Source organism: uncultured Desulfobulbus sp., from assembly GCF_963662935.2.
In the GTDB taxonomy this organism is placed as follows: domain Bacteria; phylum Desulfobacterota; class Desulfobulbia; order Desulfobulbales; family Desulfobulbaceae; genus Desulfobulbus.
The window spans coordinates 1-25026 of record NZ_CAXXTL010000003.1 but is presented as its reverse complement, the minus strand read 5'-3'; the positions used below and the strand labels follow the sequence as shown (position 1 = coordinate 25026).

The 25026-nt window shown below is 61.0% G+C and carries 27 protein-coding genes; 8 read left to right on the top strand and 19 right to left on the bottom strand.

Translation table 11 applies throughout. The features are described 5' to 3' along the window. Positions 1 to 47: 47 nt before the first annotated feature. The 3 genes from ACHZCX_RS18885 (at position 48) to glk (ending at position 4124) form a co-directional block, all read left to right on the top strand. Positions 48 to 1319 (top strand): methyltransferase domain-containing protein, encoded by a 1272-nt coding sequence (locus ACHZCX_RS18885; RefSeq protein ID WP_319588775.1) that lies wholly within the window; start codon positions 48 to 50, stop codon positions 1317 to 1319. 31 nt (positions 1320 to 1350) lie between these two features. Then, the gene (gene zwf, locus ACHZCX_RS18880) at positions 1351 to 2901 is read left to right on the top strand and encodes a glucose-6-phosphate dehydrogenase (protein ID WP_319588774.1); all 1551 of its coding nucleotides are present in this window, start codon (positions 1351 to 1353) and stop codon (positions 2899 to 2901) included. Positions 2902 to 3122: 221 nt separating this feature from the next. Then, entirely contained in the window at positions 3123 to 4124 is a 1002-nt protein-coding gene (gene glk / locus ACHZCX_RS18875) for a glucokinase (RefSeq protein ID WP_319588773.1), read from the top strand. A gap of 77 nt (positions 4125 to 4201) precedes the next feature. Here glk and ACHZCX_RS18870 read toward each other — a convergent pair whose 3' ends face one another. The 3 genes from ACHZCX_RS18870 to ACHZCX_RS18860 form a co-directional block, all read right to left on the bottom strand. Further along, positions 4202 to 6184 (bottom strand): efflux RND transporter periplasmic adaptor subunit, encoded by a 1983-nt coding sequence (locus ACHZCX_RS18870; RefSeq protein WP_319588772.1) that lies wholly within the window; start codon positions 6182 to 6184, stop codon positions 4202 to 4204. 172 nt (positions 6185 to 6356) lie between these two features. Next, on the bottom strand, positions 6357 to 7313 hold the full coding sequence (locus ACHZCX_RS18865; protein ID WP_319588771.1) for an efflux RND transporter permease subunit: 957 nt from the start codon (positions 7311 to 7313) through the stop codon (positions 6357 to 6359). Continuing rightward, positions 7306 to 7986 (bottom strand): efflux RND transporter permease subunit, encoded by a 681-nt coding sequence (locus ACHZCX_RS18860; protein ID WP_319588770.1) that lies wholly within the window; start codon positions 7984 to 7986, stop codon positions 7306 to 7308. The genes ACHZCX_RS18865 and ACHZCX_RS18860 overlap by 8 nt, the downstream gene beginning before the upstream one ends. 129 nt (positions 7987 to 8115) lie before the next feature. Here ACHZCX_RS18860 and ACHZCX_RS18855 point away from each other — a divergent pair, with 129 nt between their 5' ends. Beyond that, positions 8116 to 8322, top strand: coding sequence for a hypothetical protein (locus ACHZCX_RS18855; protein ID WP_319588769.1), 207 nt, complete (start codon positions 8116 to 8118; stop codon positions 8320 to 8322). Here the strand turns inward: ACHZCX_RS18855 and ACHZCX_RS18850 are convergent. Continuing rightward, on the bottom strand, positions 8279 to 8725 hold the full coding sequence (locus ACHZCX_RS18850) for a hypothetical protein (protein ID WP_319588768.1): 447 nt from the start codon (positions 8723 to 8725) through the stop codon (positions 8279 to 8281). The two genes, ACHZCX_RS18855 and ACHZCX_RS18850, sit on opposite strands and share 44 nt — an antisense overlap. 202 nt (positions 8726 to 8927) lie before the next feature. On the opposite strand from ACHZCX_RS18850, the gene ACHZCX_RS18845 reads away from it, so the two are divergent. Beyond that, the gene (locus ACHZCX_RS18845) at positions 8928 to 9119 is read left to right on the top strand and encodes a hypothetical protein (protein WP_319588767.1); all 192 of its coding nucleotides are present in this window, start codon (positions 8928 to 8930) and stop codon (positions 9117 to 9119) included. A 5-nt stretch (positions 9120 to 9124) separates the two neighbouring features. On the opposite strand, the gene ACHZCX_RS18840 is transcribed toward ACHZCX_RS18845, so the two are convergent. The 5 genes from ACHZCX_RS18840 to metK all read right to left on the bottom strand — a co-directional run bounded on the left by ACHZCX_RS18840 (position 9125) and on the right by metK (position 13351). Then, positions 9125 to 9796, bottom strand: a complete 672-nt coding sequence (locus ACHZCX_RS18840) for an efflux RND transporter permease subunit (protein ID WP_319589251.1) — start codon at positions 9794 to 9796, stop codon at positions 9125 to 9127. A 27-nt stretch (positions 9797 to 9823) separates the two neighbouring features. Further along, the gene (locus ACHZCX_RS18835) at positions 9824 to 10342 is read right to left on the bottom strand and encodes an efflux RND transporter permease subunit (protein WP_319588766.1); all 519 of its coding nucleotides are present in this window, start codon (positions 10340 to 10342) and stop codon (positions 9824 to 9826) included. A gap of 48 nt (positions 10343 to 10390) precedes the next feature. Beyond that, the gene (locus ACHZCX_RS18830; RefSeq protein WP_319588765.1) at positions 10391 to 10558 is read right to left on the bottom strand and encodes a hypothetical protein; all 168 of its coding nucleotides are present in this window, start codon (positions 10556 to 10558) and stop codon (positions 10391 to 10393) included. Next, entirely contained in the window at positions 10551 to 11696 is a 1146-nt protein-coding gene (locus tag ACHZCX_RS18825; RefSeq protein ID WP_319588764.1) for a TolC family protein, read from the bottom strand. The genes ACHZCX_RS18830 and ACHZCX_RS18825 overlap by 8 nt, the downstream gene beginning before the upstream one ends. 431 nt (positions 11697 to 12127) lie before the next feature. Further along, a complete protein-coding gene (metK, locus tag ACHZCX_RS18820) occupies positions 12128 to 13351 on the bottom strand; it encodes a methionine adenosyltransferase (protein WP_319589250.1) in 1224 nt (407 codons plus the stop codon). A 433-nt stretch (positions 13352 to 13784) separates the two neighbouring features. On the opposite strand from metK, the gene ACHZCX_RS18815 reads away from it, so the two are divergent. The 3 genes from ACHZCX_RS18815 to ACHZCX_RS18805 all read left to right on the top strand — a co-directional run bounded on the left by ACHZCX_RS18815 (position 13785) and on the right by ACHZCX_RS18805 (position 16452). Beyond that, positions 13785 to 14291, top strand: coding sequence for a type II secretion system protein (locus ACHZCX_RS18815; protein WP_319588763.1), 507 nt, complete (start codon positions 13785 to 13787; stop codon positions 14289 to 14291). A 20-nt stretch (positions 14292 to 14311) separates the two neighbouring features. Further along, positions 14312 to 14899 (top strand): prepilin-type N-terminal cleavage/methylation domain-containing protein, encoded by a 588-nt coding sequence (locus ACHZCX_RS18810; RefSeq protein WP_319588762.1) that lies wholly within the window; start codon positions 14312 to 14314, stop codon positions 14897 to 14899. Between the two features lie 110 nt (positions 14900 to 15009). Next, positions 15010 to 16452, top strand: coding sequence for a hypothetical protein (locus ACHZCX_RS18805; protein WP_319588761.1), 1443 nt, complete (start codon positions 15010 to 15012; stop codon positions 16450 to 16452). Between the two features lie 50 nt (positions 16453 to 16502). Here ACHZCX_RS18805 and ACHZCX_RS18800 read toward each other — a convergent pair whose 3' ends face one another. The 10 genes from ACHZCX_RS18800 to ACHZCX_RS18755 form a co-directional block, all read right to left on the bottom strand. Further along, positions 16503 to 16943 (bottom strand): hypothetical protein, encoded by a 441-nt coding sequence (locus tag ACHZCX_RS18800; protein WP_319588760.1) that lies wholly within the window; start codon positions 16941 to 16943, stop codon positions 16503 to 16505. Between the two features lie 538 nt (positions 16944 to 17481). After that, positions 17482 to 19035, bottom strand: a complete 1554-nt coding sequence (locus ACHZCX_RS18795; protein WP_319588759.1) for an NADH-quinone oxidoreductase subunit N — start codon at positions 19033 to 19035, stop codon at positions 17482 to 17484. Positions 19036 to 19046: 11 nt separating this feature from the next. Further along, a complete protein-coding gene (locus ACHZCX_RS18790) occupies positions 19047 to 20582 on the bottom strand; it encodes an NADH-quinone oxidoreductase subunit M (protein ID WP_319588758.1) in 1536 nt (511 codons plus the stop codon). A 96-nt stretch (positions 20583 to 20678) separates the two neighbouring features. After that, entirely contained in the window at positions 20679 to 22784 is a 2106-nt protein-coding gene (nuoL, locus tag ACHZCX_RS18785; protein WP_319588757.1) for an NADH-quinone oxidoreductase subunit L, read from the bottom strand. Between the two features lie 82 nt (positions 22785 to 22866). Continuing rightward, positions 22867 to 23097 carry a type II toxin-antitoxin system MqsA family antitoxin gene (locus ACHZCX_RS18780; protein ID WP_319588756.1) on the bottom strand — a complete coding sequence of 77 codons (231 nt, stop codon included), beginning with the start codon at positions 23095 to 23097 and terminating at the stop codon, positions 22867 to 22869. Next, the gene (locus ACHZCX_RS18775) at positions 23094 to 23321 is read right to left on the bottom strand and encodes a DUF4258 domain-containing protein (protein ID WP_319589249.1); all 228 of its coding nucleotides are present in this window, start codon (positions 23319 to 23321) and stop codon (positions 23094 to 23096) included. Before ACHZCX_RS18775 ends, ACHZCX_RS18780 begins: the two co-directional genes overlap by 4 nt. Positions 23322 to 23387: 66 nt before the next feature. Next, positions 23388 to 23756, bottom strand: a complete 369-nt coding sequence (nuoK, locus tag ACHZCX_RS18770; RefSeq protein WP_319588755.1) for an NADH-quinone oxidoreductase subunit NuoK — start codon at positions 23754 to 23756, stop codon at positions 23388 to 23390. Continuing rightward, positions 23753 to 24259 carry an NADH-quinone oxidoreductase subunit J gene (locus tag ACHZCX_RS18765; RefSeq protein ID WP_319589248.1) on the bottom strand — a complete coding sequence of 169 codons (507 nt, stop codon included), beginning with the start codon at positions 24257 to 24259 and terminating at the stop codon, positions 23753 to 23755. The genes nuoK and ACHZCX_RS18765 overlap by 4 nt, the downstream gene beginning before the upstream one ends. A gap of 63 nt (positions 24260 to 24322) precedes the next feature. Next, positions 24323 to 24475, bottom strand: a complete 153-nt coding sequence (locus ACHZCX_RS18760) for a hypothetical protein (RefSeq protein WP_319588754.1) — start codon at positions 24473 to 24475, stop codon at positions 24323 to 24325. Further along, the coding region (locus ACHZCX_RS18755) for a 4Fe-4S binding protein (protein WP_319588753.1) at positions 24447 to 25026 on the bottom strand (580 nt) is incomplete at its 5' end. The genes ACHZCX_RS18760 and ACHZCX_RS18755, both read right to left, overlap by 29 nt.

The window sequence follows — 25026 nt, the reverse complement described above, 5'->3', positions numbered from 1 at the left end:
TGAATCATCAATCATTCTTGAGATCCATTCGGTGAGGCACAAGATCCATGGCTAAGAAAAAAAAAGAATGCGCCAAGAGCGGCGCGAAGAAAATAGAATCCAGCGCAAACGCCACGGAACGGAAGGTTAAAGCAACCCCCAAGTCCGCAAAGAAAGCAGCCCCGCGCGCGAAAATCGATCTGATCAGCCGGGCGCAATATGACCCCAAGTATCTGAACAGCCTGCCGCGCGCGCTTTTGGACAAGGATTGCGGCTGCGGCGATCCCACGCCCTGGGTGGAAGAGGGCCAGACCGTGCTGCACCTGGGCTCGGGCTCGGGCAAAGTCAGCTACCTGCTGGCCCAAAAGGTCGGGGCGGAGGGCTGCGTGATCGGGGTTGAGGCGAGTGACGCCAAGCTGGCCCTGGCGCGCCAATACCAGACGGAGATGGGCGAGAAACTCGGCTATCGCAACTTCCTCTTCGCCAAGGGGTATCCCCACGACCTCGCGCTGGACCTGGAACGCGCGCAGGAGTGGCTCGATGCCCACCCGATCCGGTCGATGGAGGACATCGCCGTCTTCGAGGACGAATGCGAGCGCATGCGCCTGGAGCGCCCGTTGATCGCCGACGCCAGCGTGGACGTGGTGATCACCGATTGCGCCTTCGATCGAGTGCGGCCTGATGAGCTGCATCATCTTTTTGAAGAGCTGGACCGCGTGCTCAAGAACGGCGGGCGAGTCATTCTATCCGAGATCGTCTGCGATGAGGAGCCCCCGCTGGAAATGCTGCTTTCGAACCCCGAACTGATGCTTGGCTGCACCGCCGGGACTTTGCGGGAGGACACGATCCTGGAAATGCTGGAGCACGCCGGATTCCATGGCCTCCAGATCCTCGCGCGCCCGGCCGAACCCTGGCGGGTGGTCGAGGGGATCGAATTTCGCCCGATTACGGTCCGGGCCTTCAAGGCCGAGATTGATGAGGATCTGGACCTCAACCAGGCAATCATTTACAAGGGGCCCTGGCAGCGCGTGATCGACGACGCCGACCATGTTCTTTTGCGTGGCCAGCGCGTCGCCGTCAGCGATCAGACTTTCCAGGTCCTGACCGACCCGGCCGGGCCTTATCACGAACAGGTCATTCCTGTGCCGCCGCTTGAGGCGGTGGATCCGGAAGCAGCGATGCCGTTCGAAAGCGAGAAGGCCCGTCTGCGCCACCCCCGGGAAACCAAGGGGATGATGGATCGCTGCGGTTGCAATCATGGCGGGGATTGCGATTGCGACGACGATTGCGATTGCGATCACGATGGCGGGCATCACGGCGGTGGCCATCACTGCTGCTGAGACCCATTCCGCAAGGGGGAGGTTTTGATTCATGGCCCAACTTAAGCCGTTTACGCAGATCCGGGGTGAATTTTGCATCGAGGTTCGACCGCAGCCTTGCGGCATGATCATTTTCGGCGCCTCGGGGGATCTGGCCAACCGCAAATTGCTCCCCTCGCTTTACAGCCTTTACCGCCGCAAGCTGCTTTCCAAAAATTTTTACGTCATCGGCTGCGCGCGCACCCCACTCGATGACCTTTCGTTCCGGGAGAAAGTCCGCGGCGCCCTGGCCGAGAGCGGCCAGGATGCCTCCGCGCCCCAGATGGGCGAGTTTTTGGAGCTTTGCCATTACGCGTCGGGCAATTATTCCGATCCCGCCTTTTTCAAGGCGCTCACCGGCCGGTTGGCCGAGTTGGACGCCCAGCACAAGACCGGCTGTCTTCACCTCTATTACCTGGCCACGCCGCCCAATCTTTATGCCTCCGTCGCCGAGTGCCTGAGCCAGGCCGGCCTGATCGCGCCGGAGGGTGCGACGTGCTGGACGCGCGTGGTGATTGAGAAACCCTATGGCTGGGACTTGGAAAGCGCCATGGCGCTCAGCCGGAGCCTGCACCGCTTCCTTCGCGAAGACCAGATCTACCGCATCGACCACTACCTGGGCAAGGAGACGGTGCAGAACATCCTGATGTTCCGCTTCGCCAACGCCGTTTTCGAGCCGATCTGGAACCGCCGCTACATCGATCACGTGCAGATCACGGTGGCCGAAACGGTGGGAGTGGAGCATCGCGCCGGTTACTTTGAACAGGCCGGAATCCTGCGCGACATGTTCCAGAATCACATGTTGCAGATGCTTTCGATGGTGGCCATGGAACCGCCGGCCTCCTTCGACGCCGACCGGGTGCGCGATGAGAAGGCCAAGCTGTTGCGCTCGATCCGCCCGTTTCCGCCAGAAAATCTTGATCAATGGATCGTGCGTGGTCAATATGGTCCGGGCTTGCGGGATGGCGTCCCGGCGGCCGGCTACCGCGAGGAACCGGGGGTGGATCCGCAGTCGCGGGTGGAGACCTACTCCGCCGCCAAGGTGATGGTGGACAACTGGCGCTGGCAGGGGGTGCCGTTCTATCTCCGGGCCGGCAAGCGCCTGCCCAGGCGGGTCAGCGAGATCGCCATTGCCTTCAAGTCGGTGCCGCATTCGATGTTCAGCCCGATTTCCACCGAGGACCTGGCCGCGAACGTGCTGGTGCTCAACGTGCAGCCCGAGGAGGGCGTCTGCCTGCAGGTCCAGGCCAAGCACCCCGGCCCCCGGCTCTGCATGAGCTCGCTGAGCATGGACTTCCGTTACCGCGAAGTCTTTGACGAGGATCCGCCGGAGGCCTACGAACGGCTGCTGCTGGACTGCATGCACGGAGACCAGACCCTTTTCGTCCGCGAAGACTCGATGGAAGTCTCCTGGGCGCTGATCGCGCCGATGCTGGAAGCCTGGAAAGCCGGGCCGACCGGGGAACAGGCGGGGAAACTACATGATTACCCTGCGGGCAGTTGGGGCCCGGCGGCGGCTGACGAACTGATCCAGCGCGACGGCCGGCAGTGGCGAAAACCATAAAATCCAGAATCGCCGCAAAAAGGCGCAAAAGGCTCAAAATAATCGTGAATGAATTTGTGTCGTCCCTTTGGGACTCTGGCACCTTTTCCCATGGCTCACCCCACCTTGAAAGGTGGGGCTGACAGGGTGCCGTCCCTGCCGGGACTGCACAAGCTGGAAATTGTAGGATCATTTTAATGGGGACTCTTTGAAAACGTCTTGAAGAAGGAGTGCGTGATCTGATGGAACCCTTGATTCTGGCCGGCGATGTCGGCGGCACGAAAATCGTTCTGGCTTGTTTTTCACCCGAGCAGGGGCCGCTGAACCCGGTCCTGGAAAAGATTTACCCCACCACCGAGCACACAAACTTCGAGACGATCGTGAGCGAGTTTCTGGGTGATCGCGCCGGCCAGATCGGGGCGGCCTGCTTCGGGGTCGCCGGGCCGGTCAAAGGGGGCGAGGTCGAGATGATCAACGTCCCCTGGCGCGTGATCAGCGAAACGAGCCTGCGCCAGCACCTCAAGATCGAGAAGGTTGAGATCATCAACGACATGATCGCCATGGCTTATGGCGCCCTGGCTTTGCCCGAGGACCGCTTCATGGTCCTGAACCCCGGCAGCGGGGACGCCCGCGGCAACGCCGCCCTGGTCGCCGCCGGAACGGGGCTGGGCGAGGCGATGCTCTACTGGGACGGCCGGCGCTGGCTGCCCTCACCCTCGGAAGGGGGACACGTCGATTTCGGGCCGACGTGCGAGCTGGAAGACAAACTGCTGCGCTATATGCGCAAGATTTTCGGCCGGATCAGCGTCGAGCGGATCTGCTCGGGTCCCGGCATCCATTTCATTTACAAATTCCTGCGCGACACGGGACGCGGCGAGGAACCCGCCTGGCTGACCGAGCGGATGGCCAGGGAGGATCCCAGCGCCGTAATTTCGGAGCTGGCGCTGGCCGGCCAGTCGCCGCTCTGCGAGCGAACCATCGAACTGTTTGTGCAGATCTACGGCACCGAGGCCGGCAACATGGCGCTCAAGGTGCTGGCCACCGGTGGCGTCTTTATCGGCGGGGGCATCGCGCCCAAGATCCTGCCCAAGATGCAGAGCGGCCTGTTCATGGAAGGCTTCAAGAACAAGGGCCGTTTTGACGAGATCATGGAGAAGATCCCGGTCCGGGTGATCCTGGACGCCAAGGCGCCACTCTACGGCGCGGCCTATCACGCAATGCAGATGCTGCGGGGGGAGCTGTAGAATTCATAAAAAGACCATGATCCGCGAATAACGCGAATGAATCTCAATATGGATCGCGATGACGGTCGAGATCATTATCACCCGCCATGCGGGTGGCCGGCATGTTCGGCGGGTTTGTTTTCGCCTCCAGTGCTTCCTGCACCTTCGGTTCCCACTCCCGCCGTGGCGGGGTTGAGGCGGGCTTCGGCGTCAATCAGGAACGAGCCGCGCGCGACGATTTTGTCGCCCAGCTTCAGCCCGGAGAGGACCGGGTAGAAAGCTCCGGCGCGCGCGCCGAGCTTGACTTCGCGCGCGTCGTAGACGCCGGGCTGGGACTCGACGTAGACAATCTGGCGCGTGCCGGTGTCGACCACGGCGCTCTCGGGGATCGAAGGGACGCGTTCAATGCGCATCTTTTTAAGTTTCATCCCGCAGCCGCAGATTGAGCAGACGCCCGGCTTGTCGCTCAGTTCGTCGGGGTGCATCTCGCAGGAATAGCCCTCGGCCCATTGCTCGGTGGAAGGCTGATCCGCACGCGCGGCCACCAATTGACCGACTGGCGGTCCGGCGGCTGGCCGACCTTGCCCCTGACCCGCAGGACCTTCATGCCCCTGAGGCTCCGGCTTGCGCTCCTTGTTCGCTTTGGCCAGGTGCATGCCGCACTTGGGGCAATCGCCGGGCTTGTCCGAGACAACCTCGGGATCCATCGTGCAGTGATAATATTCGGCGCCGGGGGCGAGCCTGGCCAAGAAGGCGTCGGCATCGGCCTGGGTTTCGGTAGGAAGCTTGACGGGCTTTGACGGCTGCTTGGATAAATCCGGCGCGGATGAATCCATTTTCATGGCCGCATGGGCATTAGTTTTCTCGCCCGCGCCCATCTCCGCCATCTTGGCTTCCGTGATCGGCAGATCCTTTTTTGTATCCTTTGCCACCTTGTCCGCATCGCCATAGCGCCCGACAGGCGAGCGCATCACCGCCATGACATACATCCCCGGCTTGAGCTTGCCGGCGGGATTGGCGACGACGACGCGGACCTTGACCGAGCGGTTCTGGAGATCGACCGTGGGATAGATGAAATCCACCGTGCCGTAAAATATCTCGCCCGGCCAGGAGACGCTCGTGACCTCGACGGGCATGCCCACGTTCACCGCCGAGAGGTCGGATTCGATCGTGAGCGCCTGGACCCAGACGGTCGAAAGATCCGCGATGGTGTAAAGGGTCGAGCCCTCCTCGACCATCTGGCCGGGCAGGGCGTTTTTCTCGAGCACGGTACCGGCCAACGGCGAGTTGAGCGTCACCGACTCGCTCACTTTGCCTTGTTCACGAATTCCGTTTAATTGCTCCGTGGTGAATCCCGCGAGCAGCAAGCGCTGGCGGGCAAATTCAGCAAGCTGCCCCGCGCGGCGTTTGTCATCCGCGCTGGCCTGCGAGTCCATGTTGGCCTGGCGCTCAGCCTTGACCGCCTGGAGGTATTCCTGCGTGGCGGCCAGGAACTTGGGACTGTAGATCCGCGCCAGCGGCTCGCCCTTTTTGACCACCAGGCCGACGGAGTTGACCATCAGTTCATCGATCCGGCCCGGGAAACGGGCGACGATCTTCGCCACGCGCGTCTCATCGGTCTCGATGACGCCATAGGTGCGCACCGCGCGCATGAGGAGACGATAGGCGACGGGCTCGATCTGGACGCCCGCCTGCATGATGCGCTCGGGAGAGACCTGGACGCGCGCCAGGGTGCCCTCGGGAAGCTGAACCTGCGCGCCCTTCTTGCGCTTGATCAGGTCCATGCCGCAGATGGGGCATTTGCCGGGGTGATCACGCACAACGAAGGGGTGCATGGCGCAGGTGTATTCGAATTCGCTCTGGATTTGCGCCGCCGTCTCACCCTCATGCGCGTGCCCCGCCGGGGTCGCGCGATTGCGCTGCCAGCGTTCATAATAGTTCTGGATATTATCCCAGTAGCCGACGACCAGCGCCGTAATCAGCAGGATCAGGACAAAGCGCAGGCGGATCTCGAGAAACTTGAGGAAGAAGAGAATCTTCCGGGCGATGCCGTGGTTATGGTCATTTTCTGTTTTCATCATTTGACCTCAAGTAAACAAAGACCAGAACCGCGTAGCGGTTCGGTATCCAAGCCGTGGGTTGCCGAGTCCGTATTCGGGCGAGGCAACCCACGGTCCGATCGGAAAAACCGGAGAACCGATTGATCGGTTCGATAATCAATCCAGATAATACTGCTCATCGAATTGCTCTCCATTATGCATCGCTTGGCGTCGGAGGCGACGGTAGCAGGCCACCGTTCTTCTTCGCCTGAAGCTTTCGCCAGCGGCTAGCCTCGACCTGGTAGAAAAGCACCGGCAGGAAGATGTCGATCACCTCGTCGGCAATGAGCAGGCCGCCCAGGACCGGCGCGGCCATTGGCGCGATGACCTCGGCGCCGACGCCCTTGGCCCAGAGCATGGGGGCCAGGCCGACGATGGCCGTCCCCTCGGTGAGAAGCTTGGGACGCAGGCGATGAATCGCGCCTGCCATCACCGCTTCTTCCAACTCCTCAAGACTTGCGATTTTCGCCAGCCCCCCGCGCTCGGCGATCGCGTCGCGCAGGTAGACGAGCATGATGATGCCGGTCTCGGTGGCCATGCCGAAACAGGCGATATATCCCACCCAGACGGCCACACTGAAATTGTAACCGAAGAGCCGCTGGAAGAGCACGCCGCCGGCCAGCGCGCCCGGCACGGCCATCATCATCAGTGCCGCGTGCGTCAGGTCGTGGTAGGTGATATAGAGAATCAGAAAAATCAGGATCAGCACCGCCGGGAAAACGATGCGCAGCGTCTTCTTGGCCCGCACCTGGTGCTCGAACTGGCCCGTCCACTCCAGGTAGGCCCCCTCGGGCAGCTTGACCTTGGCGGCGATCACACGCTGGGCTTCCTCGACAAATCCGACGATATCGCGGTCGCGCACGTTGAGCTGGACGTAGGAGCGCAAGAGGCCATTCTCGCTCTTGATCATCACCGGCCCCTCGACGACTTTGATGTTGGCGACGTCGCCCAGATGGACGAAGGATTGCTGGGATGTGTTGGCTGCGGGTGAAGCGGCATTGGCCGCGCCGGACGCGCCCATGCCGCCCGAAGCGCCCGCGCCACTGGCGTCTTGCGGAGTGCTCATCCCCCCCGAGGAGACCAGGATGCGCTTGATCGAGTCCTCATCCACGCGGTACATCGCGGGCATAGCGCAGGCGGACGGGGTAGCGCTCGCGCCCCTCGACGGTGGTGGTAATCGGTTTGCCGCCGAGGGCCACCTCGATCACGTCCTGGACGTCGCCGACGCTGACGCCGTAGCGGGCGGCGCGCTCGCGGTCGACCCTCGATTTCGACATAGCCCTTGCCAATGCTCTGGTCGGCAACGACATCGACCGCGCCGGGGATGGCGCGCAGGGCCTCCGCCACCTGGTTCGAGATCTCCTGGATCTGCTCCCTGCGAGCGCCCGTAAAACCTTGGTGGCGAGTTGGGTGCGGACGCCGGTGGCGAGCATGTCGACGCGGTTGATGATCGGCTGGGTCCAGATGTTGGCCCAGCCCACCTGGCGCACCGACTCGTCCAGCTCGCGCACGACGTCGGCCTTGGTCTTGGGCCAGAGGAAAGCGTGTTGGCCAAAATCGCGGGCCAGGTCGGCGGCCAGGAGGGGAGTCTTGCCGGGCTGGGCGGTCCAGAGGCCCTGCATCCCGGCGGCCGATTCGATCTCGGCCAGCAGGGATTCTTCGAATGTCACCATCGCCGGATCAAAGAGCGCCTGGTTGGTCTGGCGCGTCCACTCGTGAGTTTTCTTGAAGCGATAATCCTCGAGTGCGCTGGTGGTCTGGCGGACAAAGTCGGGGCGGCTCAAAGCCGAGGGTCTCCTTGATCGGCCCAGCGAGCGAGTTCCAGCGCGAGGGGACGGGGGCCAGCAATTCGCCAGCCTGGGCTTTGAGCCGCCCTTCACGCGTGAGCTGGCTCAAGCCGGCTTGAACCACTAATGCTCCACGTCCAACTCCTGGGGATGGCGGAGGAAATGGGCGCGGTGGTCGGCAACCAGTTTATCGAGGAATGCCTGACGCTGATCCGCCGTGAAGGGCTTGGACCAGCCTTGGTGGCCGTCGATTTGGGCCAGCAACTTCTGGCCGACAAAGCGCACGGAATCATCGGTGAGGGTTTACTTCAAAGGAGAGCCAGCGGCGCATGACATCGAGGCGCATGGCGCTGTCGAAGCGAGTGAGGGCGCCGTTGGCGGCGCTGTTTTCAAAATCCTTGCGCGCCTGGGCGGATTTAAAAGGCTTGAGCACTCCCCTGCCCTCGAGCAGGCCGGTCACGCGGCCGGCTTCCGTGACGGCATCCTCCAGCCTCAGCTTGCGCTTGAGCCAGTGCTCCCTGGGGCGCAGGGTAATCACCGTCTCGACCAATGTCCCAGCGGCGAAGGGTCGGTGGGCGTGTCGGCCCGGCCGCCCTTGCCGACCCACCATCTCGACCTCGGGAAGAGCGCGCACCATCGCGTCGCGAGCCTTGAGGTCGTCGGCCACCTCGGTCACCGAAGCGCGCGGCACGGTGACCGGCATATCCAGGATGCTGCCTTCGTCCAGCGGCGGCATGAACTCGCGCCCCAGGTTGCGCGCGGCCGCGAAACCCGAAGGCCAAGAGCAGAACGAAAAGCCAGATCACCGTCTTGGGCCGCTTGATCAACCATCCCAGGACGGGGCGATACATGTCCATGACGCTGCGGATGATCCAGTTGTCCCCGCTCGTGCGAGAGCCGGCCGCGGATGAGCAGCGGGATGATGGCCGGCACCAGCCGTGATCGAGATGATCGCCGTGCCGAATGAGGGCGAAAGTCTTGGTGAAGGCCAGCGGGTGAAAGAACTTGCCTTCCTGGCCGGTAAGGGCGAAGACCGGCAGGAAGGAGATGACCATGATCACGACGGAAAGAAAATTGGCCTTCCCACCTGGCTGCAGGCCTGGGCCACGATCTCGTCGTGTCGCCGGTGATCTTCTCATGGCCGAACTGCTGCGTCAGGCGATGCGTGGCGTTCTCCAGGCATCACGATCGCCTGGTCGACCAGGATGCCGATCGAGATGGCGATGCCCGAAAGCGACATGATGTTGGAGGAGATGCCGAAGATCCGCATCATGATGAACGCGAACAGGATCGACAGCGGCAGGGTGATGACAATGACAAAGACACTGCGCACGTGAACAAGGATGAGCATGATGGCGATCGCCGCGATCAGCATCTCGTGCTCCAGGATCTTTTTGACCGTGTGAATGGCGCTCTCGATCAGGCGCGTGCGGTCGTAGAAGGGCACGATGCGCACCCCCTTCGGGGAGGCCCTTTTGGCAGCTCGCGGATCTTGTCCTTGATCCGCCGGGTCACCTCGAGCGGGTTCTCGCCGTAGCGCAATCATCACCACGCCGCCGGTGACCTCCCGGCCGTCTTTCTCCAGCACGCTGCGCCGGAACTCGCTGCCCATCTGGACCGTGGCGACGTCGCCCACGAGAATCGGCACGCCGCCGCGCTCGGCGACGACCGTTTTGCGGATGTCCTCCATATTGCGGATCCAGCCAACGCCGCGGATCAGATACTCGGCGTTGCCCTTTTGCACCACGCGCCCGCCGACGGCGCTGTTGCTGCGGCCGATCGCGTTATAGAGCTGGCCGAGCGTAATGTTATAGGCACGCCAGTTTCTCCGGCGTCACGTCGACCTGGTATTCGCGCGGGAAGCCGCCCACGCTGCCGACCTGGGCCACGCCGGGGACCGAATTGAGCTGGTAGCGCACATACCAGTCCTGGATGCCGCGCAGGGTGCCCCAGGTCCTGGTTGTCGCCCTCGACCGTGTACCAGAAGATCTGACCCAGCGCGGTCGCGTCGGGGGCGAGATAAGGGACCACGCCCCGACGGCAGGAAGGTATTGGCCAGGGCCAGCCGCTCCAGCACGCGCGTGCGGGCGAAATAGAAGTCGACCGAGTCGTCGAAGATGATGTTGATCATCGAGAAATTGAATTCGGAGGAGGAGCGCACGGCCTTGACCCCGGCCAGGCCCTGCAGGTTCACCGAGAGCGGGTAAGTGATCTGGTCCTCGATCTCCTTGGGGCTGCGGCCCATCCAGTCGGTAAAGACGATGACCTGGTTCTCGGAAAGATCCGGGATGGCATCGACGGGGGTGCGGTTCATCACCCAGATGCCGACGGCCGTCAGCGCCAGGAAGGCCACAATGACCTAGCAGCTTGTTGCGGCAGGAATATTCAATGAGGCTTTCGATCATGGGCGGGCGTCCTTAAAATTTGGTTCGGACGGAATGAATTTGAACAGATCCTCGCCGACGATCTCCTCAAGTTCGGCCGCGGCGCGCACGCGGTCGGACTCGGCGCGCAGGACGAGCTTGCGATAGTCGATGAGCAACCGCTCGGTGTCGAGGATTTCAAGCACCTCCCCGCCGCCGCTGCCGTAAGTGGCAAGCTGCGTGTCCAGCAGCTCGCGGGTCTTGGGGAGGATGTCTCCGCGATAGTCCCCGGGTCACGCGCTCGGCGTCGCGCAGGATGGCGAGGGCCATGACCAGGCGCGCCTGGGTGTCGAACTCCGCCGAGCGCAACCGGGCCTCGGCGGCCTGGCGGTTTTGCAGCATCTCGGCAATGCCGGCGCGGATGCGCTCATGATTGATCGGCAGCGTCATGCTCAGCGTCACGATGGGCATGAGGGGATTATCCAACCCGCCGCCAATCGTATAATCGGGGCGTTTCTCGAGCCCGGCGAGCACCTGCGCGGCGCCGCGCGCCTCAATCTCCCGGCGCAGCGAAGCCAGCTCCGGATTGCCGCGCACGGCCCGGGCGAAGAGCTCGGCGTCGGGCGTTGGGGGAGCTTCCACGCGGGGCAGGCCGAGCTGGCCCACGGGGGCGTCGGGCTTGCGGTTCAGGATGCCATTGAGCGCGGCGACCAGGCTGGACTGTTGAATCTGGAGCGCGCGCTGGTCGCTTTCGGCCGTCTGGATCTCGACCTCAAACTTGCGCAGGTCGGCCAGAACCGTGTCGCCTCCTTCGTGATAGCGATGGAGGGCCACTTCGTGGGATTGGCCGAGCAGGCGCAGGGTATCGGAGGTCTGGTTGACCAGCGCCCGGTTGAGCGCCAGATCGGCGTAGGCCTGCACGACGCGCTTTTGCAGGGCGAATCGGGCCGCGCGAAATTTCTCGCCAGCCGCCTGGGCCTCGGCCAGCGCCTGGCTCGCCTTGGCTTCGCGCTTGCCCTTGGCGGGCAGTTCCTGGCTGGCCATGATCCGGACCGAATTAAGGATGCCGGTAAAAGAACCCAGGTTGGCGGCGTCAAAAAGGAAACTGAAGTCGAGCTTGGGATCGGCCAGCGCGCCGGCCTGGGGAATGCGTTCGAGGGCGGCGCGCCACTCGCGGTAGGACGCCTCGATCTCGCCGCTTGCATTAAAGGCGTATTCCAGCGCGCGCGGGAGGGTTGCGCTGGTCGCCAGGTCTGGCAGCGGCCGCTTATTCACGGGGATGGCGAAGACCCCTTCGGCCCGGGCGGCTTTGGCCCGCTCGGCCGGCTCGCCCCGGGGGATCACGATCCGGCTGCACGCGGAGGCCAACAGGAGCAGGAGGAGGCTAGAGGCTAGAGGCCAGAGGCGAGAGGTTAGGCGCCGCGATTTTAATAATCCGGGGTAAGCGGGCGCTGGCGTGGTGGGTGAATGGGCCATCGGGACTGGGACCTCCTTGGGCATCGCCTCGTTTTCTTAAGCTGAACGCAAAAGAGAAACCAGTTGAATGATTTTCTTAATTTTTTACAATTAACTGATTCTAAAAAGGATACGATACCGCTCGTCGGTGATGTCACCGATCTATTGCCCATTGTGATCCCCGCACTGATGGATATCCATCAAATATGTGGGATAATCAACAGCATAAAAGCAGAAGGGGCGGCCGAACGATTCAGCCGCCCCTCATTTTCTTTTCTTTACTATTTCAATGTCTTGGCGCCTGGTCCGCTCAAGCTATTTCACGCGCCCGCCAGCGCGGGTTGTTTCTTGCCCGCCAATAGCGCGAAGACGTTCTTGTGGGGAGTCTCTTCCCACGTGAAGCCCTCGTCCTCGCGGCCGAAATGACCATAGCCGGCCGTCTTCTGATAGATCGGGCGCTTGAGCTTGAGGCTGCTCACGATGCCGCGGGGGGTCATGTCAAAGGTGGCGCGGATGGCTTCGATCAGCGCCTCGTCGCTCACCTTGCCCGTGCCGAAGGTGTTGACGTTGATCGACAGCGGCTGGGCGACGCCAATGGCATAGCTGAGTTGAACTTCGCAGCGGTCGGCCGCGCCGCCGGCGACGATGTTCTTGGCGATCCAGCGGCACATGTAGGCTGCCGAACGGTCCACCTTGGAGGGGTCCTTGCCGCTGAAGGCGCCGCCGCCGTGGCGACCCATGCCGCCGTAAGTATCGACGATGATCTTGCGCCCGGTCAGGCCGGTGTCGCCATGAGGGCCGCCGACGACGAACCTGCCGGTCGGATTCACGTGAACGATAAGTTTGTCGTCGACCATCTCGGCCGGGAGAACCGGCATAATGATGTGCTCCAGGACTTCCTTGCAGATCTGCTCATGCTCGCGCCGTAAATCCTCTTTGGTCGGGTTCATGCCGCCAAAGAGTGGGTCGTGCTGGGTGGAGAGGACCACGGTGTGGATCCGGGAAACCTTGGAATTCTCGTCATACTCGACCGTGACCTGGCTCTTGGCATCGGGGCGCAGCCACTTGATCGGTCCAGCGCGGCGCACTTCGCTCTGGCGCTTGACCAGCCGGTGGGCCAGCAGGATCGGCATTGGCATCAGTTCGGGAGTCTCGTTGCAGGCATAACCGAACATCATTCCCTGGTCGCCCGCGCCCTGCTCCTTATCGCTATTCTCATCGACGCCCATGGCGATGTCGGGCGACTGGCTGTGAATGGACTGAAAGTACTTGGCGCCGCGCGCGCTGAATCCCATTTCCTCGCTGTTGTAACCGATCTGCTCGATTGCGCCGCGGACGACCTCCTGGTAATCGATCACCGCCTTGCTGGTGATCTCACCCGAAACAACGATCAAATCGGTGGTCACAAGCGATTCACAAGCCACGCGCGAATCCGGGTCCTGGGCCAGCAGGGCATCCAGAATGGCGTCGGAGATATGATCGCAAACCTTATCGGGATGCCCCTCGGAAACCGATTCGGAGGTGAAAAGTCGTGTGCGAGGCACCATAAGAGAGTCTTCCTTTTGAAAGGATTATCGTTGGATCTAAATGTCGATCGCTCCGTGTGCCAAAATAAGCCACTCGGATTTTTGCCATAATAGATGTTTGTCCGTTCAATTGCACGCAAAAAAGGGAACGGGATCGCCGGCAGGGTCTTGAGAATGAGCCTTCCCTTACGGTGAATTTTCCGTTCCAGGCGTTTGGGCATCAAGTGTTATCTCAGTGTGATGCCCCCTCCCGTCTCAACTCTTTACGAGCCAAACAGCGGTGCCCGAGATGGGGCCAGGAGGGATAAATAGTATGACACTCGGAATATGAGTGTAATGAAAGTGCTCAACCCTGCCGAAGAATGACGGATAGAGGGCAAGCGTACGCCCTGACGAACCCAGCATGGGTCCCTCATCTCTTTTGGATGACTCGGATTGTCGCGATTCAAGTATGAATAACAAATCACACCACGATCCCGCCGCTCCCCGATTGCAGATAAGGCCAAGGCGGATGCCGTTTGGACTTCTCCGACACAACGGCGCCGCATTTACGCTGGTGGAGGTCTTATTCTCGGTGGCGATTCTTGCGATCAGTATGCTCGCCACGCTTTCCATGCTGATGTTCATTCGTGTGGAGAACAGCCTGGAGCAGGAGAGAGCCCGCGCCTCGCAGATCGTCTGCAAGACCATTGAGGACGTCCAAACCAACCTGGCGAGCCTGGCCAATTCCAGTTCGGTCACCATCGTCTGGGATAATGGAACACCCGATAACCCGGCCGACGACACCCAGGGAACGCTGGAAGTGACCGTGCGCGATCTCAATGGCGTCCAGTTGAGCAATCCGCAGACCGCCAAGTTGGTGATCATCGAGGTAACCCTTTCCTGGACGCCGCGCGGTCGGTTATCCGGCAAAACCATGCGGGAATCCGCCATGACTTACGTCTCGCCCGGCGCCTAGGCGCGGGAAGGAGTGGTAAATTGCGACAATGGCCCCGGACCTTTTCGATTCTGCTCAACCCCCGACCCGGTCGTGGGCGTGGGGGATTTACTCTTACCGAAATGGTGATTAGCGTGGGGATCTCCTCACTAATTTTGATCGCTGTCTCCAGTCTGCAACTAATCAGCGCGAAGACCATCAGCGAAGTCTATGGCACCACCCGTACGCGCAGTTCCCGCATGGCCGCGCTGGACCAGATCCGTTACAAACTCGCCAGCGCCCAGATCGGCTCGTGCGTCATCAACGACAGCAATCGGACCATCACCTTCCGGGACCCAAACCTCACCGGCAGCAGCAGGTATTACTTTGTCACGTCCCAGAAAACGCTCTATTACGACCAACTGACCACCGATGGGGTGGCGGCCAGGGCCATCGTTAAAGGTCCGATCGATCTGACCTTTAAATTAATGAGTGTGGATAATACCGGCACCGAAGTGGAGGTGCTGCCGGGTGAGAACACGAGCGCGGTCAAGATCGTTCAACTCCTGGTGAAGAGTTCGTCCAACATGACCTATGGCGACGTGGATATCCAGGACGGGATCACCAGCGTTTATTTGCGCAATCGATGATTTTTTCCAAAAGGTCCGGTCCGCCGGCCCGGACCTTCTTAAACATCACCGCTTCAACATCGCTTCTCAACCCGCTTCCGGCGAAAGCGGCCTACAAGGGAGGAACGGCCATGCTTAACAGGCGAAATCTTCTGCCTCAAATAAGGGATTCTCGCGGCTCGACCCTGGCCGTGACCCTCTTCCTGATCATGCTGGCCGCGTTGTCCGCCATCATGATGTCGCGCACCGTGCTGGATCAGGCGCGCCTGAACAAACGCCGCCGTGATCTCGCCCGGGCCTATTACGCCGCCCAGTGCGGCCCCCAGTTAATCAAATACTGGGGACTTGACGACGACACCGCCGCGCAGTATACCCCGAATCCGGCCATGTTTCTCAAAGGGACCGGCGCCACGACCTTTCCCACACTGCGGGCCTCGCTGAACGCCGGGGGATTCAACATCACGGCCGACACGTTTGCAAGCATGCAGACCACGGGCCTGTTAAGATCCGATCATAATTTTGACGTCAGCCAACTTTACACACTCCAGGTCCGGCCGCTCAGTGCGGCCGATACGGCGGCCTCGCCGATGCGGTTCAGGGTGATTGCCACGGGCCAGTGCGCCAACACCACGATCCGGCGCCATGTCGTCGCGACCTTCCAGGAAAACCCCTCCATCTCCGGCACGGCGTCCATCGTACTCGATGCGGCGCTCCTCAGTCACGGCTCGGCCGGGATGACAGGCAACGCCAGGATCCACTGGGGCGAGGCCTGGTCCAAACAGACATTTTCCGTCGATAATAAAAGCCAGTATGGCTATCTCTCCAGCGATCCTTGGGCAAAGTATCGAACCGAGGGAACAATCTCCTTCCCAAGCACCTGGAAGTTGGGTGTCGGTAAGGACCTGGATGATTTGACCCGTGTTCAGCCCGGCCTGGCCCCGGCCAGCGGCACTTACGCCAATGTCTTTTACCAGCACCAGACGCTTACATGGCCGGTGTTCGATTATCAGACCTTCAAAAATCAGGCAATCAAGTTGGGGCGCTATTACGGCACGGATGCCTCCGGCAACATCTATAAAGGGGGGATCAAGGATGCCGCGCACATGGTGAATCTCCTGACCGAGTTTGGCGTGGCGAACCGCGACGCCGCCCCCTATAACCTGGCCTTTATCGACACGGTCAATGGCCAGCCCCCGGCTGCCGACGGTTCGAATCTGGCCACGATCAGCGCCGCGGGCACCGGCCTGGGCCTGAAAGGAGTCTTTTGGATCGGGGCCAACCTGGACGCCAATGGATGTGGCAGCCCACCCTCGGTGACGGGCAAGGATCCCGACGGCGCAACCAGTGCACTGGACAAGATTTTCGCCGAGGGAGTTCTTTATGTGGCGGGCACGGCCTCCCTGGGTGGCAATGCCGGAGTCTATGGCAGTATCGTCGTCGAGCGGGGTTACACCGGCGGAGGCACGCCCGACATCTGGTATAATTACGAATTGAAAAATGGCCTCAACTACAGCACTGGCCCCGTCTCCGTCGTCGGCGGGAATTTTACCATGACCATGCAGTCGAATTATTAGTAGGCCGCTTCCGCCGGAAGCGGCGCCGCGGATGACAGGAAGATAGATGCCTACTTGGCCAACGCGCGCAACCGCTCCAGGCGGCCCCGTGTCGCCGCGCACAACGCCTCCAGGGTTTGGCTGGCCAGCGGCACCGACTGGACCTGCGGGAGGCTGGCCTCATACTGCGCCAGTTGATCCTCCAGTGAGCGGATCAGGACGCCCAGCAGGTATTCCAGGGACAGATAATTCAGATTGGCCACATCGGGGTTGAAGAGCCCGACCTGCGGGATCCCTTCCAACCGCTCAATCACATCCGCCAAGTGGTCGGCCAAAGCCTTGTCCTCGGCCGCAATCAACTCAATCTCCCGCATCCCCGCGCCATCCTCCGGCCGGACGTAAGGCCCGGCCTCCAGGATGTATTGCGCCATCGAGTGATACTTGTGGGAAAAGGCCACGTTCAGCGCGTCATAAACATTCCGGGGGACCGGATCTTGTTTGTTGTCTCTCATGAAGCCATTATCCTCGGTAAGACCGTCTCTTTGTAGTTTTGTCCAACTGACGGGTTTGCTCGGGCTAAGAATGCCTGACAAAATGCCGCTCTGCGTTTTCTCTGCCTGCTCTGCGTCCACTGCGTTTCAATTTTACCGCGGAGAACGCGGAGCGGACGCAGAGTAAGAAAGAGAATCTGAGACCTGAGATCATTTGGATTTCATTTCGTTCGGGATTCTAACACTACTTTGGCATCTTTTGGCGGAGGCCTGATTACTGGCCTTTTTTAGCCCGCTTCAGCGGGCTCCTCCTTGCCCCCGGCTTCAGCCGGTGGGGGGATGTGTCGAAAAACCCCAAAAAGCCGGCTTTCAGCCGGGCTTCTCGACCTGGCTTTAGCCATCTTCTCGCACTTCTGCCAAAGTAGTGCTAAGGTTCCCGCCCGCAGCGCCAATCCCCAACGGGGTTTAATTTGAATAGCCCCGGGTGAAGCGAAGCGTAACCCGGGGGAACCGTCCCAAAACATCTCGGCCCCGAAGGGGTCGAACAACAGTTGTCCTCCTATATCCCTTCCAGCAGTTTGAGCACCGGCGCGAAGTAGAGCAGGGCCACCGTCGGCACGGCGAACAGCAGCGCATAAACCCCGTCCAGCAGCTCGACCTTGAGCGGCACCTCGTCGGTCGGCACCTCGAAGGCCATCACCCGCGCGATTTTCATGTAATAAGCCAGCGAGACGGCACTGTTCAGCACGCCGATCAGCGCCAGCGCCAGGTAGCCCCAGGAGGTCGCCGTAAGCGCCCCCCCCTGCATGGCCGTGATGCCCGCGCCGATCACCACCTTGAAGATCATCAGCTTGGCCACGAAGCCCGCCGTCGGCGGCAGGCCGGTCAGCGAGATCAGGAAGATGAACATGACCCAGAAGAGGAACGGGGCCTTGTAGCGCGCCCCGCGGAAGCGATCGATCTCCGCCCCGCCCAGCCGGTTGATCAGCACGATCACCACCCAGAAGGCCCCCAGGTTCATGAACAGGTAGATGAAGAAGTAAAAGAGCATCGCCTGGAGTGACTCGCGTCCGAAGACGCTCATGCCCATCAGGATATAGCCGGCGTGCGCAATCGAAGAGTAGGCCAGCAGGCGCTTGACGTCGGTCTGGCGCAGGGCCACCAGGTTGCCGAAGGTCATCGTCACCGCCGCCAGCACTCCGAACAGCAGCGGCAGGTGGGCCTCCGCCGAGAAGGCCGCGAAGTTAAACCCGGCCAGCGGCGAAATAGTGAAAAACGGCAGCATCAGCCGCAATAGCGCCGAGAAGCCGGCGGCCTTGGAGACCACCGACAGGAAAGCCGTCACCGGCGTCGGCGAGCCCTGGTAAACGTCCGGGCACCAGAAATGGAAGGGCACCATCGCCATCTTGAAACCTAGCCCCGCCAGCACCAGCAGCAGCGCCAGGACGAAGGCGGCGCGGGCCGCCGGGACCGCCGGCAACGCCAGCGCGCGCATGCAGCCCTCGATGTTCACCGTCCCGCTCATCCCGTAAAGGTAACTGATGCCGAAGAGCATGACGCCCGAAAAGACCGCGCCATAGAGCATGTACTTGAGTCCGGCCTCGGCCGAATGGCGCTGGTTCTTGAGAAACCCCGCCAGCACATACGAGCACATCGAGAGGGTCTCCAGCGACAGGACCATCATGATGAAGTTGTTCGAGCCGGCCAGGAAACAGGCCCCCAGGACCGCACCCAGGAGCAGGGCGAAGTATTCCCCCTGGCGATAGCCCGCCGTCTCGACGCTGCGCAACGAGAAGAGAAACGTGGCCGCCGCCCCGAGCAGGAAGATAAGCTTGAAGAATGAGGCCAGCCCGTCGCGCACGATCATCCCATAGAACAAAGGCGTGGTCCCCCCGGTCGCCGCCGGGCCTTGTTCGACGGCTGACCAGCCGAAGCCCGTCAGCAGAACCGCCAGCGCCCAGAAGGTTCCCAGCAGCGCCAGCGAACCGCAAACCTGGCGGCTGCGCGAAAGGGGCGTGAACATGTCCACCAGGATCACCACGCAAATCGTCAGCGCGAGGATCAGCTCGGGAAGGATGCCTAGACAATGGCGCAATAGCTCGTGATGGGTCATGGGTCCGCCGCTTAGCTCAGGTTTTGGAAAAGTTTCATGAAGACCTCGGTGGAGGTGCTGAAAATTTTAAGGGCAATCGACGGCAGCACGCCGAACAGGATCGCGGCCGCCGCCATCGGCACCAGCGAGATCATCTCCCATGGGCCACAGTCGCTGAATTTATCATGTTGGGGCTTGGCCGGGCCCAGGTAGACCCGCTGCATCGTCCAGAGAATGTAAGCCGCCGTCAGCAGCATGCCGAGTGTGGCAAAGGCGGTAATCCAGGGGTTGTAGGCAAAGGCGCCGAGGAAGACCATCACTTCGCCGATAAAGCCGATCATCGTCGGCAACCCGAGCGAGGCGAAGAAGCCGATCACCGCCAGGCTGAAATAGACCGGCATCTGGACGGCGATGCCGCCGAAACGCGCGATCTCGCGATGGTGCGCCCGCTCGTAGAGCACGCCGACCAGGGTGAACATCATCGCCGAGGAAATGCCGTGGGCGAACATCTGGAAGATGGCGCCGTTGACCGCCTCGGACTTGAGCACGGCGATGCCGAGCAGGACGTAGCCCATGTGGCTGACCGAGGAGTAGGCCACCATGCGTTTAAAATCGGTCTGGCCCAGCGCGCAAAACGCGCCATAAATGATATTGACCACGCCCAGCAGCGCCAGGAAATACATCACCGCCGGCGCCGCGCCGACCTCGGGCAGGAGCGGGTAATTGAAGCGCAGGATGCCGTAACCGCCCATCTTCAGCAGTACGCCGGCCAGGATGACCGAGATCGCCGTCGGGGCCTCCACGTGCGCGTCAGGCAGCCAGGTATGGAAGGGGAAGATCGGAACCTTGATCGCAAAGCCGATGAACAGGCCCCAGAACAAAAGGTGCTGGAAGGTCGTCGCGCCGCCCGGCACATGGAACGGACGTCGCGCGACGAGCTCGGGAATGTTGAAGGCATACTCACCCAGCCCCAGCGAGGTCATCTTGAAGTAATAGGCCAGCATGACAAGCAGGATCAGGACCGAACCCAACAAGGTATAAATGAAGAACTTGATTGCCGCGTATTCCTTGCGCGGCCCGCCCCAGATGCCAATCAGGAAATACATCGGCAGCAGCATGACTTCCCAGAACACGTAAAAGAGAAAGAAGTCCAGCGCCATGAAGACGCCCATCATGCCCGTGACCAGCAGCATGTAGAGCACGAAGAAGCCCTTGACCTGCTTCTTGATCGGGAAAGCGACGAAGGTGGCCAGGAATGAAAGAAAACCGGTCATCACGATGAGCAGTGTCGAGAGGCCATCCACACCCAGCCGGAAGTAGATATGGTAAGGCTGGATCCAGGCGATTTCGGTCCAGGTGCGCACGTCATAGCCCGCGTTGCCCGCCCCCGACTTGATCGCCGCGGGATCAAAGATCCACCACAGGTAAAGGGTCAGGCCAAAGACAACGCCGGTCGAGAGGACCGCGAGCGTGCGGATCAGCCGCTGTTGGCTCGAAGGCGTCATCAGCATCAGAGCCGCCCCAACCAGGGGGATAAAAGTGATGAGGGTCAGCAAAATCTTGTCCATCGCTCAGGCCTTCTCGTAATTTTTCGTGCTCGTGCTCGTCATCGTCATCGTAATCGAAACCGTCAGCCGCTCCATGAAACCATTCCCAATCAGTCACTAAAATACATAAATACAAACCACTGCAACCACCACCAATCCCACGACCGTAAAAAGCAGGTACTGGCGCACTCGGCCGGTCTCGGTGCGCGAGAGCTGTTCACCGGCCAGCGAGGCCCCGCGCGCCGAGCCCATCACGAACCAGTCATCCACGATCAGCCGGTCGGCCATGTCGGTCACGAACGCCGCAACCTTGCCGAACAGGCCGACGAAATTGACCACGCTGTCGATGACCAGCCGGTCAAAAGCCGCCATGAAACGCCCCAACGCGCAGGTGGACATGACGAACAGCAGGTTGTAGAACTCGTCGAAATAATACTTGTTCCAGAGCAGCGTGTGGATCGGTTTGAACGTCGTGGCGACTTTCGCGGCGGAAATGCGCGTGGAGCCGTCCTTGCGCTCGAAATACATCAACCAGCCGAGCAGGATCCCCGAAAGGGCCACCACGATCGATAGGCTCATCGCCGTGGAGTGCGCCTTGAGCACGACCGGATTCTCGTGTTCACCCTCGCCCTCGCCGGCAGGCTCATGCGCGGCCGGTTCGGCGCCGAGTGCCTGGTGTATTAAGGGGTCGTTATATCCAAGCTCGGAGAACTGCCTGACCTGCTCGATGCCACTGCGCTGCGGGTTGATCGTCTTGAACCAGTCGAAGTGGCTGCCGAAGCCGCCCCCGACCACCGACAGGGCGCCCAGGATGGCCAGCGGCACGAGCATCTGCCAGGGGCCGTCGTGCGCGTGTTCGTATGCGTGGTGGTCGCGCGGCTTGCCGGTGAAGGTCAGGAAGTATTGCCGGAACATGTAGAAGGCGGTCATGAAGGCGGTCGCGAACCCGGCGACGGGCAGGAACCAGTGGCCCTTGTGGATCAACGAGAAGGCCAGCGTGTCGCCCAGGATTTTGTCCTTGCTCCAGAAGCCCGCAAACGGCGGCACGCCGCACAGCGCCAGCGTCGCCAGCAGATAAAAGAACGCCGTCTTGGGCATCTTCTTCCACAAGCCGCCGTATTTGCTCATCGACTGCTCGTGGTGCATGGCGTGGATCACCGCGCCCGAACCCAGGAACAGCCCGGCCTTGAAGAAAGCGTGGGTGGTCAGGTGGAACAGACCCGAAACGTACCCGCCCACCCCCAGGGCCATGATCATGTATCCCAACTGGCTGACGGTGGAGTAGGCCAGCACTTTTTTGATGTCGTCCTGCACCAGCGCAATCGTCGCGGCGAACAGGGCCGTGATGCCACCCGTGTAGGCGATGAAGAGCAGGGTGCGCTCGTCGAACATGGGCAGCAGGCGGCCGGTCAGGTAAACGCCGGCGGCGACCATCGTGGCCGCATGGATCAGGGCGCTGACGGGGGTGGGGCCTTCCATGGCGTCGGGCAGCCAGACGTGCAACGGGAACTGCGCGCTCTTGCCCATCGCGCCCAGGAAAATCCCCAGCCCGGCGATGGTCTGCCAGTTGCCCGCCAACAGGCCGGTCTTGACCGCCGCGAACAGGTCGGCATACTGCAGCGAGCCGACCTTGAAGTAGCAGATCATGATGCCGATGAACATGCCGACGTCGCCCACACGCGTGGTGATGAAGGCCTTGATCGCCGCGTTCGAGGCCGACTTCTTCTCATACCAGTGACCAATCAGCAGGTAGGACGAGAGGCCCACCATCTCCCAGGCCATGTAAAGGTAGAGCAGGTTGTTGGCCAACACCAGCGCAAGCATCGAGGCCGTGAAGAGCAGCAGGCCGCAGTAATAGCGCCCGTAACGGATATCCTCCGCCATGTATTTTGAGGAAAACAGGTGGACCAGGAAGCTGACCAGCGTGACGACGACCAGCATGACGGCCGTCAAGCGATCGACCATGAAGCCGCCCTGGAGGCCCAGTCCCGCCTTCATCGGCAGCCAGTCGAAGACCTGATTCACCACCAGCGTAGCCGGGGAACCGCCGAAAGCCGCGCGCCAGATCGAGGCGAAGATCGCCAGCGAGGCCAGCAGGCTCAGGCCGATGGCGCCGGTGGCCAGCCAATCGCCGTGGCGCGGCAGGCGTTTGTGCAGCAGCGCCATGACCACAAAAGCGGCCAGGGGAACGAGGAAGATGAGGATTGCCAGCTGAGAGATCATGATGTTGACTTATATTGTCGCGCCTGCTTGAAATATTCGGGTTTCCGTTAATCTTTCGTACGGGTCTCCGTTATCGGTTCGTTCACACTGCCTCGGCAAAATAGCGAATCTCGGTTTGTACGCCCGATTGACAGGCCGCTCCCGCCAAGGAGAGGATCCGGTCGGTAACCTCTTCCGAGACATAAGCCTCCCCACAGTTTTCACAAATCTGGGCCGGCACCGATTTGAAAATGATCGTGGATTCACCGCGCTCAAGCATGACATGGGTAAAGCCCGGTCGAGTTTCACCCTGTTTGCAGATGACGCATTTCATGCTTTCTTTCTCCTCTCAAAACCAGGCTCCCACAAGTTAGGATCTGGCTTATAGGCCGTAATGACCACAGTCGTATTATCCTCATCAATGTCGGCCGAGACGACATGAATCGGGCGCTCGCCCACAAATCCTAAAATCAAACGGCTTGGATAAGGCCGATCATCGGGATAGTCCACAATGATCTTTCCTGTTTCCAGAATAAGTCGAATATCACCTTTCGCAATGTTTCACTCAAACATCCGTTGGACGGCGTGGAGTCTAAAGACGAGCGTGCGTTCACCCAATCTTGATCACCTCTTCATCTGCCGGATCGAGTCGACTTCCACCGTGCCAAAGTTAAAGTAAAGGCTGAGCAGGATGGCCAGGGCCACGGCGGCCTCGCAGGCGGCCAGGATAATGACAAAAATCCCAAAGAACGGCCCGGCAAAAGCGCCCTCGCCCGTCACCGGGCTGCCGCCGAAGCGCCAGAAAACCATGAAATTCAGAATCGCCGCATTCAGGATCAGTTCGATCCCGATCAGGATGCCGATGGCGTTGCGCCGCGCCATGCAGGCGATCAGGCCAAAGACAAAGAGCAGCGCCGAGACCAGCAGGTAGACCTGCAGGCCCACGGGCGAACCGCCCGAAAAAGTAAGGTTGTCAAACATCGCCAGGTTCATCTCTCCCTCCGCCGCACCAGGTAGGCCGCGCCGATCAGGCAGAGCAGCAGCGTCAGACCGGCCAGTTCAAACGGTAGTAAATATTGGGTCATGAGCTTGATACCGAGCGGCCTCAGGTTCGACTGCGGCTCCGCCAGCGGACCGGCAGCCATCTTCCACGGGGTGGTCATGATGATCTGGAAGAGCACGAGAACGAGCAGCCCCGCGCCGGCCAGGCCGCCGGCCAGGTAAAGCTTCAGCGTCCCCTTCTGCGCCCGCTCAAGCGGCCGGTTGGTCAGCAGCACGCCGAACATCAGCAGCACCAGGATGCCGCCGACATAAATGATCACCTGCGTGATGGCCAGAAAATCGGAGCCCAGCAGGACGTAATAGCCGGCCATGCCGATGAGGGTAAAGAAAAGCGAATAGGCCGCCTGCACGATGTTGCGCGCGAAGGCCGCGACAAAACCCGAAACAAGCACCATCACCGTGATGAGCCAGAAACAAAGCTGGGCGCCCTGCATGGTTTCCAATACGATCCTCTTTAAATTAACCTGTTGGCATGCTGAAGCGGTCTGCGTTCAGTCTTATCCATCATAGTCGCTCTCGTCATCATCGTCCTTGTCATCATCGCCATCATTGTCATAAACCGCCCCGTCGCCCGACCCGTCCTGATTCTCATCCAGGTCGTAGATGTCATAGGGGTCGTCATCAGCGTCCTCTGCGTGGAGGCTGATCATCCTGGCCGGGGACCTCCAGGTATCCACCACGTTGGCCTTTAGCACGGGCCAGCAGGCGGCAACCGTAAAAAAGAGCAGGATCAAACTGGAGCGGTGAAAGAAATGCATCCATCCACCCATCACTTGACCTCCTCGGGTTCAACGGTCCCGGCGCCGGTTTCTGTTCCGTCGTCTCCGGCTTGGGCTCTTTTTTCGCGGCTTCCAGCTTGGCTTTTTTCTCGGCCTCTTTGCGCGCCAGCAGCGCCTTGTGGGCTTCAATCTCATCGCCGCTCTTCGTCCGCGCGAAATGAAGGACGCACGCCTCGCGTGAGGTGCTTGCCAGATCGTATTTCTGGGTCATCCAGATGCAATTCGTCGGGCAGGCGGCCACGCACAACGCGCAGAAGAGGCACTTGCTATAGTCGATGTCGAAGCGCGTGACCAGCGAATCCTTGCCCTTGCCGACCGACTCAATGTTGAAGCAATCCACCGGGCAAGCCGCCGCGCAGCTTTTGCAGAGCAGGCAGGTCGACTCGTTGTAACCGTGCAGCCCGCGATACCCCTCGGGAATC

Bases quoted from the DNA above. Each gene is read 5' to 3' on its own strand.
- ACHZCX_RS18885 (WP_319588775.1), top strand. From the start codon at position 48: ATGGCTAAGAAAAAAAAAGAATGCGCCAAGAGCGGCGCGAAGAAAATA.
- zwf (WP_319588774.1), top strand. From the start codon at position 1,351: ATGGCCCAACTTAAGCCGTTTACGCAGATCCGGGGTGAATTTTGCATC.
- glk (WP_319588773.1), top strand. From the start codon at position 3,123: ATGGAACCCTTGATTCTGGCCGGCGATGTCGGCGGCACGAAAATCGTT.
- ACHZCX_RS18870 (WP_319588772.1), bottom strand. From the start codon at position 6,184: ATGATGAAAACAGAAAATGACCATAACCACGGCATCGCCCGGAAGATT.
- ACHZCX_RS18855 (WP_319588769.1), top strand. From the start codon at position 8,116: ATGCTCCACGTCCAACTCCTGGGGATGGCGGAGGAAATGGGCGCGGTG.
- ACHZCX_RS18850 (WP_319588768.1), bottom strand. From the start codon at position 8,725: ATGCCGCCGCTGGACGAAGGCAGCATCCTGGATATGCCGGTCACCGTG.
- ACHZCX_RS18815 (WP_319588763.1), top strand. From the start codon at position 13,785: ATGAATAACAAATCACACCACGATCCCGCCGCTCCCCGATTGCAGATA.
- ACHZCX_RS18805 (WP_319588761.1), top strand. From the start codon at position 15,010: ATGCTTAACAGGCGAAATCTTCTGCCTCAAATAAGGGATTCTCGCGGC.
- ACHZCX_RS18800 (WP_319588760.1), bottom strand. From the start codon at position 16,943: ATGAGAGACAACAAACAAGATCCGGTCCCCCGGAATGTTTATGACGCG.
- ACHZCX_RS18795 (WP_319588759.1), bottom strand. From the start codon at position 19,035: ATGACCCATCACGAGCTATTGCGCCATTGTCTAGGCATCCTTCCCGAG.
- ACHZCX_RS18790 (WP_319588758.1), bottom strand. From the start codon at position 20,582: ATGGACAAGATTTTGCTGACCCTCATCACTTTTATCCCCCTGGTTGGG.
- nuoL (WP_319588757.1), bottom strand. From the start codon at position 22,784: ATGATCTCTCAGCTGGCAATCCTCATCTTCCTCGTTCCCCTGGCCGCT.
- ACHZCX_RS18780 (WP_319588756.1), bottom strand. From the start codon at position 23,097: ATGAAATGCGTCATCTGCAAACAGGGTGAAACTCGACCGGGCTTTACC.
- nuoK (WP_319588755.1), bottom strand. From the start codon at position 23,756: ATGAACCTGGCGATGTTTGACAACCTTACTTTTTCGGGCGGTTCGCCC.
- ACHZCX_RS18765 (WP_319589248.1), bottom strand. From the start codon at position 24,259: ATGCAGGGCGCCCAGCTTTGTTTCTGGCTCATCACGGTGATGGTGCTT.
- ACHZCX_RS18760 (WP_319588754.1), bottom strand. From the start codon at position 24,475: ATGATCAGCCTCCACGCAGAGGACGCTGATGACGACCCCTATGACATC.